The organism is Alterluteimonas muca, from assembly GCF_021191595.1.
GTDB lineage: Bacteria > Pseudomonadota > Gammaproteobacteria > Xanthomonadales > Xanthomonadaceae > Luteimonas > Luteimonas muca.
This window is the reverse complement of record NZ_JAIWPS010000008.1, coordinates 149,865-160,809: the sequence shown is the minus strand read 5'-3', so window position 1 is coordinate 160,809 and position 10,945 is coordinate 149,865. Positions and strand designations below refer to the sequence as shown.

The window sequence follows — 10,945 nt, the reverse complement described above, 5'->3', positions numbered from 1 at the left end:
GGCGCCCCTGGGGCGCCGCGCCGGGTACTGCTCCACCGCGCCCGTCGGGCGCGGTGATGTGCGCGATCAGTTGTCGCCTGTGGTGTCACGCGTGGCGGCGTTGTTGCCGTCGCGCGTGTTGCCGTGGCCGGTGTGGCCGGTGGTGTTGCCACGGTCGCCGGCGCGGTCACTGGTGGTGTTGGCACGGTCGCCGGTGGTATTGCCGCGATTGCCGGCGGCGCTGCCGACGGTGAGGCCGGAATCATCCACGCGTGCGACGCCCTTGATGTCCTGTGCGATCTGCCGGGCACGATCGGCCTGGGCCTGGCTGTCCACATTGCCGGACAGGCCGACGACGCCGTTGTTGGTGACCACGCGGATGTCCATTCCGGCGACATCGCTGTCGGCCAGCAGGCTCGACTTCACCTTGGTGGTGATCCAGGTGTCATTGACCGGCTGGTCGGAGTCGGCGGCAGCCAGGCGATCGGTGTTCTGCGCACGGGTGTCATCGGCCATCACGTTGCCGGCGGCGAACACGAGGCCGGCCGAGAGGGCCAGGGCGAGTGCGGTCTTCGGAGTGCGGTTCATGGCGGTTTCCTTGTGCTGCGAATGTGTGCAGCCAGTCTTTCCCTTCCGCCGTTCAAGGCACGTGACCGCACGGCGCGCAGCATGAACGGTAAACGCTTCCGGCCTTCACCCTTCCGAACGTGGGATGAGCACGGCCCGTGGAACCGTCAGGTCCGGCGGACCATCCGCTGCAGCAGGTGCTCCATCGTCGCGTCCAGGTCCACGCAACGCCCCATGTGCACCGTCGAGGTCTGGATCACCGCGCTGCGCTGCGCGGTCAGCCAGTGGAAGCGCGCGCGCAGCGGCAGCAGGCCGATGGGGCCGGCGTCGGCGCCGCCGATGCAGATCCGCGGGATCGCCGAAAGCGCGTGCTCCACCGCCTCCACGTCGACGTCCGGCCACAGCGCGCGCAAGCGGCCGTGGTCGAGCTCGATGCGCGCCTGCAGCCAGCCGCGGCGCTCGCACGACATCACGAGCCCGGCGTTGATGAACTCCCCGCGCTCCACGCGCGGGACCACGCGTACGACCGCGTAGTCGTAGGTCTCAGGCGCGTGCACGGCGCGCCTCCGCGACGAAGGCCGCACGTCCGTCGAGGCGCCGGCACAGCCACTCCACATAGGCGTCGCGCTGCGCCGCCGGGGCGCCGAAGGCATCCGGGCCCTGCAGCCAGGCGTCGGGCAGGTCATCGACGATCGCCCGCAGCGTGGCGCGGTCCAGGCGCGCGGAGAGTTCGGCGTCAGCGCCGTCGAGGTCATCGGCCCACGGCAGCAGCACGTGGTCGCGCACCAGCGGGAACGCGCCGGTGGCCGCTGCCGCGTCGCCGTCCCAGCCATGGTGGAAGTACAGCGAGGCGCCGTGGTCGATCAGGTACAGCCTGCGGTGCCAGAGCATCAGGTTGGGATTGCGTGCGGTGCGGTCGACATTGCTGATGAACGCATCGAACCAGACGATGCGCGAGGCCAGTGCGGGATCGGGCTGCCAGGCCAGCGGATCGAAGTTGATCGCGCCGGGCAGGTAGTCGAGGGCGAGGTTGAGGCCGCCGCTGGCCTGGATCAGGTGCTGGATCTCGGAATCGCCCTCGGTGCGGGCGAGCACCGGGTCGAGCTCGGCGAACACCAGGTCGGGCATCGGCAGCCGCAGCACCTGCGCCAGCCGCCCCGCGATCCATTCCGCCACCAGTGCCTTGGCACCCTGCCCGGCGCCGCGGAACTTGAGCACGTAGAGGCCGTCGTCATCGGCTTCGACCACGGCCGGCATCGAGCCGCCCTCGCGCAGCGGGGTGACGTAGCGGGTGACGTGGACGGTGCGTGCGGCCATGGCCGCGCAGCATACCGGCTGCAGGTTTCAGGCCGCGCTGCCTGCACGGTCAGCGCGCCTCGCCGCGCCCCTGCGCCCGTGCGCGTGCGATCACCGCGCGCACCTGGTCGCGGTCGCGATGCCGCGAGATCGCCACCGCCCCCAGCGCCAGTGCGCGTTCGCGCAGTTCCGCCGGCACGTCGTAGTGCGCGCCGCTGGTGCGGTTCTGGAAAGCGTGGCGCGGAATGCCCAGGTCCGCGGCGAACGCGTGCAGCTCGTCGAGGGTGTCGGCCATCAGGTGCGCCCACCTGCGGCCACGCCACAGGGTGACCGCATCGTCCACATAGACCGGCACCTGCCGCTCAGCGCGCTGCGAACTCGCGACGCACCCAGTCGTCGACCAGGCGCTTCTCGTAGTACAGCGCCTCGTTGCCGCGCGGCGAGCGCACGCCCGAGGTGAGATACGCCGGATCGCGCAGCACCCGCTCGCCACCGGCGAGTTCGCGGCCGGCCGCATCGGTGCGGCGCAGCTGCAGGGTGATCTGCGGCCAGTAGATGTCGCGCATAATCCGCACGTCGTCCATCTGCGGGCCGTGCCAGGGCTCGTACTCGCCGGCGCGGCGGATATCGGTGATGGTGATTTCGGCACGTTCGCCGGGCGGCAGCGCGCGGGCCACCGACTGCTGCACGTACACGGCAAGATCGCGCACCCAGTCGCCACGCCTGGATTCCCAGCGGTTGGAACTGCGACGCAGGTCGGAGAAGCCTGCCGGGTCGTCCCACGACACCGCGACCTGCGGGGTCCCGGGCAGCGAACGCGGGGCATCGGGATCGGTGACGTCGCGCAGCGGGGTGCCGGCACAGGCGGCGAGCAACAGCGCGAAGGCCAGGATGAGCGCGGGCTTCGCGGCATGCAGGAAGGCGGACGGTTTCATCGCGACGCTCCGGCGGTGGGTGCAGGCAGTGTGCGAGCGGGGCAGGGGCCTTTCAAGCGATCCGGGCGCACTGCCAACGCTTCGCGGCGCGTGGTTGTCGGCGGGTTCATTCGCCGATCGCCGCGTCCGCGCGCCCGATCATCGGAGCAAGCGAGCGCCAAACGTGGTCGCGCAAAGCCGGCTGCACCTGCGCGGTGGGATGCAGGTTGTCGGGCTGGAAGCTGGCGCGTTCAAGCGCCACCGGCTCGAGCAGGAATGGCAGCAGTTCCACGTCGAACAGCTTCGCCAGGTCGCGATAGACGGCCTCGAAGCCGCGGGTGTAATCGGCGCTCAGGTTCGGCGGCATGCGCATGCCCACCAGCAGCACCTCGGCGCCGACGAACTGTGATGCGCCGATCATCCGCGCGAGGTTGCGGCGCATCTCGCGCAGCGGCAGTCCGCGCAGTCCGTCATTGGCGCCGAGCGCGATCATCACCACCGCGGGGCGGTGGCGCAGCACCTCGTCGACCACGCGCGCCGAGCCGCCGGCCGAGGTCTCGCCACTGATGCTGGCGTTGACCACGGTCCAGTCCGGATGGCTGTCGCGCAGGCGGTCGGCCAGCAGGCCGACCCACCCTTCGTTCGCCGCCATGCCGTAGCCGGCCGACAGGGAATCGCCCATCACCAGCAGCGTGCGGGTGGGCGGTGGCGGCACGGCCGCGGGTGTGGCCTGGGCGAATCCCTGCACCGGCAGCACGGCCAGCAGCAGCCAGGCGGCCAGCAGCCAGCGGGTAGGCAGGAAGGCGATGGGCGTGAGGCGTCGGGACATCCGGGTCGTTCCATTCAGCTGGGGCCGGCACAGCGTAGTGGCCCTGCCTGCAACCGCGCGTGGACGGCGATGCGGTCCGCTCCATCCCATGTGGCACATGCATGGCCGTGCGCAGCCGCCCGTACACTCGACGCCCCCGCATTTCGTGCCGCGCGCATGCAGCCGCGCCGCATCACAGGATCCCGCATGCCCGATTCGTCGCCTTCCGCCGTCCCGCCGTCCACCACCACCGCCGGTCCGGTCCTGCGCGTGCAGGGCCTGGGCAAACGCGTTGCGCTGGCCTCCGGCGAACTGGTGATCCTCGACGGCATCGGTTTCGACATCGCCCGCGGCGACAGCGTGGCCGTGGTCGGTGCCTCGGGCTCCGGCAAGAGCACGCTGCTCTCGCTGCTGGCAGGCCTGGACGTGCCGTCTTCCGGCACCGTGGAACTCGACGGCACCGTGCTGTCGAGCCTCGACGAGGACGGCCGTGCCCGGGTTCGCGCCGACAAGGTCGGCTTCGTGTTCCAGAACTTCCAGCTGTTGCCGTCGCTGACCGCGCTGGAGAACGTGATGCTGCCGCTGGAGCTGCGCGGCGATGCCGACGCACGCGGCCCGGCCGAGGCCGAACTTGCCCGCGTCGGGCTCGGCGAGCGCCTGCAGCACTACCCGCGGCAGCTGTCGGGTGGCGAGCAGCAGCGGGTGGCGCTGGCGCGAGCGTTCGTGACCCGGCCGTCGCTGCTGTTCGCCGACGAGCCCACCGGCAACCTGGATACACGCACCGGCCAGGCGGTGATCGAGCTGTTGTTCGCGATGAACCAGGACGCCGGTACCACGCTGGTGCTGGTCACGCACGATGACCATCTCGCCAGCCGCTGCCAACGCGTGTTGCGCATCGACAGCGGGCGGCTGCTGGCATGAGGACGCTGCGGCTGGCGTGGACCCAGTTCACCCGCGACCTCGCAGCCGGCGAGGTGCGCATCATGCTCGCGGCGCTTGTGCTGGCGGTGCTCGCGGTGACCGCGGTGGGTTTCGTCACAGACCGCGCCGAGCGTGCGCTGGCACAGCAGGCCAATCGCCTGCTCGGCGGCGACGCCATCCTGCGCTCGGATGCGCCGATCGACGACAGCGTGCGCGAGGCCGTGCGCGCCGCCGGCCTGCAGCAGACGGAAACCGTCGCGCTCGACAGCATGATCCGCGTCGGCGACGACCTGCGGCTGGGCGACCTGAGTGCGCTTGGCGCCGGGTATCCACTGCGCGGCGCGTTCCGGCTGGTGGATGCGGCAGGCGGCGCCGAGCGCAATGCCACCGGGATCCCGGAGCCCGGCAGCGTGTGGCTGAGTCGCGCCGGAGCCGACACCCTGGATGCGCGGGTCGGCGACACGGTCACCCTGGGAGAGGCGCAGTTCCGCCTGGCGGCACTGGTGGCGCAGGAACCGGACGCATCGATCGACTATTTCAACGTCGCCCCGAAGGTGTTCCTCAACCTTGCCGACCTGCCCGCCACGGGCCTGGTGCAGGAAGGCAGCCGCATCCGCTACCGCCTGGTGGTCGCCGGCGACAGCGCCGCGGTGGAAGGTTTCGCCAGCGCGATGCGCGACAACCTCGGCCGCGGCCAGCGGCTGGAGACGATCCAGGACGCACGCCCGGAAGTGCGTTCCGGCCTCGACCGTGCCGGGCGCTTTCTCGGCCTCGCCGCGCTGGTGTCGGTGGTGCTGGCGGCGGTGGCGGTGGCGATGGCCGCACGTCGCCACAGCGAGCGCCACCTTTCGGGTGCGGCGGTGATGCGTTGCCTCGGTGCCAGCCAGCGCACCCTGGTCGGCATCCATGTCGGCGAGCTGGTGCTGCTGGGCGTGCTCGCCAGCGCCATTGGCATCGCGCTGGCGTTCGCGCTGCAGTGGCTGGTGGGCGGCTGGATCGCGCGTGAGCTCGAACTCGATCTGCCCGCGGCCAGCCTGCTGCCGGCGCTGCAGGGCCTGGGCGTGGGGCTGGTGGTGCTGCTGGCCTTCGGTGCGCCGCCGGTACTGGCGCTGCGGCGGGTGCCGGCGCTGCGGGTGATCCGCCGCGACCTCGACCCGGTGGAACCCGCGGCGCTGGTGGTCGCGCTTGCCGGGTTCGCCGGGCTCGGCGCGCTGCTGTGGTGGAAGGCCGGCTCGCCCGATCTCGCCGCGGCGATGCTGGCCGGCATCGTCGCCACGCTCGCGGTGCTGGCGCTGCTGGCCTGGGTGCTGATCCTCGTGGTGCGCCGCCTGCGCGGACGCCTGCGTGGCGGACTGCGCTACGGGCTGGCCAATGTCAGCCGTCGCGCCGGCACCAGCATCGCGCAGGTGTCGGCGCTCGGCCTCGGGCTGATGGCGCTGCTGCTGCTGACCTTCGTGCGCACCGACCTGCTCGACCGTTGGCAGCTGCAACTGGCCGAGACCGCGCCCAACCGCTTCATCGTCAACGTACAGCCGCCGCAGCTCGACCCGGTACGCGCGTTCATGGCCGGGCGCGGGCTGCATGCGCCGGAACTGTTCCCGATGGTCCGCGCGCGCTTCGTGGCCCGCAACGGCGAAGCGGTCACGCCCGAAACCTACGCCGACGAGGATGGGCAGACCCGGCGGCGTGCCGAACGCGAGTTCAACCTGTCGATGGCGGCCGCGCTGCGCGACGACAACCGCGTCGTCGACGGCCGCATCTGGGCACCCGACGCGGGGGCACCGGAGTTCTCGGTGGAGGAGAACTTCGCCCGCCAGCTCGGCTGGCAGGTCGGCGACCGCATCACCTTCGACATCGCCGGGCGCACGGTGGAGGCGCCGGTGACCAGCCTGCGCAAGGTGGACTGGGAAAGCTTCCGGCCGAACTTCTTCGTACTGGCATCGCCGGGCACGCTCGACGGCTTCCCGGCCAGCCATATCACCGCGGTCAACGTGCCGGCGGACGATGTGCGCTTCACCGCCGAGCTGGTCGGCGCCTTCCCCAACCTGTCGGTGATCGACATCGACGCGGTGCTGGCGCAGGTGCGCGCCACCGCCGACCAGGTCTCGGTGGTGGTGCAGGCGGTGTTCTGGTTCTCGATGGTGGCCGGCGTCCTGGTGCTGCTGGCGGCGGTGAGCGCCAGCCAGGACGAGCGCCTGCTTGAAGGCGGGGTGATGCGCGTGCTGGGTGCGAGCCGGCGCCAGCTGCGCTCGGCGCAGGCCTCGGAGTTCGCGGCGATCGGCCTGTTGTCGGGACTGGTCGCGGCAATCGCCGCGTCGGTGCTGTCGGGCGTGGTCGCCACCCGCGTGTTCGACCTTGCATGGGAACCGAACTGGGCGATGGCGGCCGTTGGTGGCGCGCTCGGCATGGCGGTGACGCTGGTTGCCGGGCTCATCGCCACCCGGCGGGTGGTCGACGTGCCCCCTGCGCTGACGCTGCGCGAACTGCAGGGTTGATCGCGCAACCGGGATCGCCCTCGTAGCCGGACAGGCAGAGCGCATCCACGGATGCGCCTGCTTGTTCGCCGCTGGTGTCCGCTCAGCCCTCCGCCGCGGTCTCCTCGGCTTCGAACCGCCGCGCGTAGGCGCGCTCTTCCGCCACCCGCTGCACTTCCTCGTCCGGCAGCTCCTGCGCGCCGTAGACCGCGTAGGCGATGACGTCGTTGTGGCGGCCGATCCGCCGCAGGCGGTAGCGCTGGGTGCCGGTGCCGGTATCGGGCGGGTAGTGGGTCGGCGGGGTGTCGTTCTCGATGTCGACCTCGCTGTTGTCGATGGTGCCGCCGACGAAAAGAGCGCGCATATGCAGTCTCCCTGTTGGATGGCTGCAGGGTGCCGCCGCCGACGTTGCCGAACGATGAAAACGGTGCACACGTCGCGTTGCCGCGCGGGTGTCGCCATGTCGGCGCGTAGAATGTACGGCCTCTTCCGCCCTGCCGGTGCCCGCGTGGCCAGTGATTCCGCCCTCGATGCGCTGATGTTGCCGTTCGCCGAAGGACGCATCGCGCGCGTGCCCGGTGCGTTGTTCCTGCAGGCGCGCGCCGGGGTGGCGCTGCATGCGTCGCAGTGGCCGCAGCTGGCCTGCGTGCAGGCGTTCCGGCCGCAGGCACAGGCGCTGGAGCGTGCCGGTTTCGCGGTGTCGCTGGACGCCGACGCATCGCGCCGCTGGCCGCTGGTGCTGCTGCTGCCGCCGCGCCAGCGCGACGAGGCGCGCGCACTGTACGCACAGGCGCTGGCACTGGCCGAAGATGGCGCCACGGTGGTGGTGAGCGTGGCCAACGACGAGGGCGCGAAGTCGGCCGAAGCCGATTTCGCGCGCGTCGCCGGCCCGGTCGCCTCGCTGTCCAAGCACAGGTGCCGGGTGTTCTGGGCGCGTGCCGGTGCCGGTGGCGATGCCGGACTCGCCGCCCGCTGGCGCCAGGCCGACGCCGTGCGTGAAGTCGCGCCCGGCTGGTGGAGCCGCCCCGGCGTGTTCGCATGGGACCGCATCGATGCCGCCACCGCACTGCTGATCGAACACCTGCCGGCGACGCTTGCCGGCGAGGTCGCCGATCTGGGTGCAGGCAGCGGGGTGATCGCCGATGCGCTGCTGCGCAACTGCCCGGCGGTGCGCGCGGTCGATCTGTACGAGGCGGACGCGCGCGCGCTGGCACTGGCCGAACGCAATCTCGCGCCGCATGCGCAACGCGCGGCCCTGGGCTTCCACTGGCACGACGTGACCACCGGGCTGCCGCGGCGTTACGACGCGATCGTCAGCAATCCGCCATTCCATGCCCGGCAGCGGCAGCCGCGACCGGAACTCGGCCAGGCGTTCATCCGCTCCGCGGCCCAGGCGCTGCGCCCGCGTGGCGAGCTGTGGCTGGTCGCCAACCGGCAGCTGCCGTACGAAGAGGTGCTGGCGGATGCCTTCACCGATATACGCAGCGTCGCCGGACGCGGCGCGTTCAAGGTGATCACCGCGAGGCGTCGCGGATGAAGCTGCTGCGCCTGCTCGCCAACCTCGGCTACGGCAGCCGCAAGCAGGCGATGCTGCTGTGCCGCCAGGGCCGGGTGACCGATGCCGCCGGCGACGTACTGTATGCCGACGACGTGGTCGATGCGGCCGGCGTGTTCGTCGATGGCGAGCCGCTGGATCCACCGCAGGGCCTGGTGCTGATGCTGCACAAGCCGGTCGGCTACACCTGTTCGACAAAGGACCCCGGGCGGGTGATCTATGACCTGCTGCCGCCGCGCTTCCGTCTGCGCAACCCGGTGCTGTCTCCGGTCGGCAGGCTCGATCGCGAGACCTCCGGGCTGCTGCTGATGACCGATGACGGCGCGCTGCTGCACCGGATCATCTCGCCGAAGTCGGCGTTGCCAAAGGTCTATGTCGCCACGCTCGACGCGGACCTGCGTGGCGACGAAGTGGAGCGCTTCGCCAGCGGCACGCTGCTGCTCGAATCCGACGACAAGCCGCTGCTGCCCGCGGAGCTGGAGGTGCACGGCCCGCGTCAGGCGCGGCTGGTGCTGCACGAAGGCCGCTACCACCAGGTGCGGCGGATGTTCGCCGCGGTCGGCAACCATGTGGTCGCGCTGCACCGCGAGCGCGTCGGCGGCCTGGCGCTGGACGGCCTCGAGGAAGGCCACTGGCGCGCACTCACGTCCGATGACATCCAGGCCTTGTTCGCGTCGCGATGAGCACGGTGGCGCCCCTGCCGTGCCTGCCGGCGGCGGTGATCTTCGACATGGACGGCCTGATGCTCGACAGCGAGCGCGCGATCCTGGACGCGCTGCGCCAGGCCGCGGAGGAGCACGGCGCGCGCATCGACCCTGACTGGTGGCTGGGCCTGATCGGTCATTCCGACGAGGTCTGCCGGCAACGCCTCGGGGCGCTCATCGGCGAGGAGGCCGCGGGCGCTGTGCTCGCACGCGGGCATGCGCTGTACATCGCGGTGGCCGAAGCCGGCATCGCGCACCGGCCGGGCATCGTCACGTTGCTCGAGCTGCTGGCGAAGCACGGCATCCCGCGCGCGGTTGCCACGTCGACGCGCCGCCCGCTGGCGCTGCGCAAGCTGGAGGCGGCGGACCTGCTGTGGCGGTTCGACGTGGTGTGCACCAGCAGCGATGTCGCCAGGCCCAAGCCTGCACCTGATGTCTACCTGCTGGCGGCACAACGCCTCGGCGTGGATCCCGCGCAGTGCCTGGTGCTGGAGGATTCCCCGACCGGCGTGCGCGCAGCGCTCGCGGCCGGGATGACGCCGGTGCAGATCCCCGACCTGCTCGCGCCCGATGACGCGGTGCGTGCGCTCGGCCACCGCATCGTCGATTCGCTCGCGCATGCGCAGGCGCTGCTCGAGCCGCTGCTCAGGACGCGGCGGACGTCCGCCACCGCAACGCGCGGCTGAGTTCCGGCAGCGCCGTAGGCGTTTGCCGGCGCACGCTCAGACGTACCGCATCTTCCGCGACATGCCGCCGTCGACGATGAATTCCTGTCCGGTGGTGAAGCCCGACAGCGTCGGCGCCAGCAGGTACACCGCGAGCGCGGCGATGTCCTCGGGCGTGCCGACCCGGCCGGCCGGATGCTGCGCATGGTCGCCGCGCGAGAGTTTCGGCTTCCGCCGCCGCGACGGGGCCCGCCACGCATCGGTGGCGATCCAGCCGGGACTGATGCAGTTCACCCGCACCTGCGGGCCGGCACTGAGTGCCAGCGCATGGGTGAACGCCACCAGCCCGCCCTTGGCCGCCGCATAGGCCTCGCCATGCGGCTCGGACTGGTGCGCGCGGGTCGAGGCGATATTGACCACCGCGCCGCCGCCATCGCTGCGCGACAGTGCCTGCAGCGCATGCCGGCTGCACAGGAACGCGCCGTGCAGGCTGGACAGCCGCCGGTTCCATTCGCCGAAATCGAGTTGCGGCAGTGGCGGCACCAGCGGGTCGACGATGCCGGCGTTATTGACCAGCCCGTCGATGCGGCCGAAGCGGGCCAGCGCCGCATCCACGAAACGCTCCACGCTGCGTTCGCGCATCACGTCCACGCGCCGGAACAGCGCGTCATCGCCGGCGTTCCATTCCTCGAGGCACGCACGTCCGGCATCCGCATCGAGGTCGCCGATGGCCACCCGGCCGCCGGCACCAAGCACCGCCTGCGCGATCGCGCGGCCAATGCCCTGCGCACCGCCGGTGACCAGCACGACGCGCCCCTCAAGCGGGCTCGAGGGCCAGGGCTGCGGTGCGGGAACGATCGGCATGGTGAGGCTCGCGCGGCGGTGGTCACCGCAGCGTGGCGCAGTGCGCGCAAAGCGCCCGTGGAGGCCGGCCACGCACGCCGGTGCATGAGCCCGCAACAAGCGCAGCGATCCCCGGAAACGGGTTGCCGGGGCGTGGGAACGGAAAGGGCCGGTATTTACCGGGCTCGCGCCCGCGCAGCGCGCGGCAGTATTCATCGC

13 protein-coding genes are annotated in these 10,945 nt (G+C 71.5%); 5 read left to right on the top strand and 8 right to left on the bottom strand.

Going from position 1 to position 10,945, the window contains the following annotated elements; genetic code table 11:
- Window positions 1–66 precede the first annotated feature (66 nt).
- The 6 genes from LDO11_RS11655 to LDO11_RS11630 all read right to left on the bottom strand — a co-directional run bounded on the left by LDO11_RS11655 (window position 67) and on the right by LDO11_RS11630 (window position 3,585).
- Window positions 67–567, bottom strand: a complete 501-nt coding sequence (locus tag LDO11_RS11655) for a BON domain-containing protein (RefSeq protein WP_232141696.1) — start codon at window positions 565–567, stop codon at window positions 67–69.
- 146 nt (window positions 568–713) lie between these two features.
- Entirely contained in the window at window positions 714–1,103 is a 390-nt protein-coding gene (locus tag LDO11_RS11650) for a DUF3037 domain-containing protein (protein ID WP_232141695.1), read from the bottom strand.
- Window positions 1,090–1,863 carry a HipA family kinase gene (locus tag LDO11_RS11645; protein WP_232141694.1) on the bottom strand — a complete coding sequence of 258 codons (774 nt, stop codon included), beginning with the start codon at window positions 1,861–1,863 and terminating at the stop codon, window positions 1,090–1,092. The genes LDO11_RS11650 and LDO11_RS11645 overlap by 14 nt, the downstream gene beginning before the upstream one ends.
- Before the next feature lie 49 nt (window positions 1,864–1,912).
- Window positions 1,913–2,197, bottom strand: coding sequence for a DUF4031 domain-containing protein (locus tag LDO11_RS11640; protein ID WP_232141693.1), 285 nt, complete (start codon window positions 2,195–2,197; stop codon window positions 1,913–1,915).
- A gap of 7 nt (window positions 2,198–2,204) precedes the next feature.
- The gene (locus LDO11_RS11635; protein ID WP_232141692.1) at window positions 2,205–2,777 is read right to left on the bottom strand and encodes a DUF3016 domain-containing protein; all 573 of its coding nucleotides are present in this window, start codon (window positions 2,775–2,777) and stop codon (window positions 2,205–2,207) included.
- A 106-nt stretch (window positions 2,778–2,883) separates the two neighbouring features.
- A complete protein-coding gene (locus tag LDO11_RS11630; protein ID WP_232141691.1) occupies window positions 2,884–3,585 on the bottom strand; it encodes an arylesterase in 702 nt (233 codons plus the stop codon).
- 186 nt (window positions 3,586–3,771) lie between these two features.
- Between LDO11_RS11630 and LDO11_RS11625 the strand changes: the two genes are divergently transcribed.
- Both LDO11_RS11625 and LDO11_RS11620 read left to right on the top strand, forming a co-directional pair.
- Window positions 3,772–4,485, top strand: coding sequence for an ABC transporter ATP-binding protein (locus tag LDO11_RS11625; protein WP_232141690.1), 714 nt, complete (start codon window positions 3,772–3,774; stop codon window positions 4,483–4,485).
- Window positions 4,482–6,980 (top strand): ABC transporter permease, encoded by a 2,499-nt coding sequence (locus LDO11_RS11620; protein ID WP_232141689.1) that lies wholly within the window; start codon window positions 4,482–4,484, stop codon window positions 6,978–6,980. The genes LDO11_RS11625 and LDO11_RS11620 overlap by 4 nt, the downstream gene beginning before the upstream one ends.
- An 82-nt stretch (window positions 6,981–7,062) precedes the next feature.
- Here LDO11_RS11620 and LDO11_RS11615 read toward each other — a convergent pair whose 3' ends face one another.
- Window positions 7,063–7,323, bottom strand: a complete 261-nt coding sequence (locus LDO11_RS11615; protein ID WP_232141688.1) for a hypothetical protein — start codon at window positions 7,321–7,323, stop codon at window positions 7,063–7,065.
- 96 nt (window positions 7,324–7,419) lie between these two features.
- Here LDO11_RS11615 and LDO11_RS11610 point away from each other — a divergent pair, with 96 nt between their 5' ends.
- From LDO11_RS11610 to LDO11_RS11600, 3 genes are read left to right on the top strand one after another with little or no spacing between them, the layout of a single operon-like run.
- Window positions 7,420–8,496, top strand: coding sequence for a class I SAM-dependent methyltransferase (locus LDO11_RS11610; RefSeq protein WP_232141687.1), 1,077 nt, complete (start codon window positions 7,420–7,422; stop codon window positions 8,494–8,496).
- On the top strand, window positions 8,493–9,197 hold the full coding sequence (locus tag LDO11_RS11605) for a pseudouridine synthase (RefSeq protein WP_232141686.1): 705 nt from the start codon (window positions 8,493–8,495) through the stop codon (window positions 9,195–9,197). The genes LDO11_RS11610 and LDO11_RS11605 overlap by 4 nt, the downstream gene beginning before the upstream one ends.
- Entirely contained in the window at window positions 9,194–9,904 is a 711-nt protein-coding gene (locus LDO11_RS11600) for an HAD family hydrolase (RefSeq protein ID WP_232141685.1), read from the top strand. Before LDO11_RS11605 ends, LDO11_RS11600 begins: the two co-directional genes overlap by 4 nt.
- A gap of 36 nt (window positions 9,905–9,940) precedes the next feature.
- On the opposite strand, the gene LDO11_RS11595 is transcribed toward LDO11_RS11600, so the two are convergent.
- Window positions 9,941–10,747, bottom strand: a complete 807-nt coding sequence (locus tag LDO11_RS11595; protein ID WP_232141684.1) for an SDR family oxidoreductase — start codon at window positions 10,745–10,747, stop codon at window positions 9,941–9,943.
- Between the last annotated feature and the right edge of the window lie 198 nt (window positions 10,748–10,945).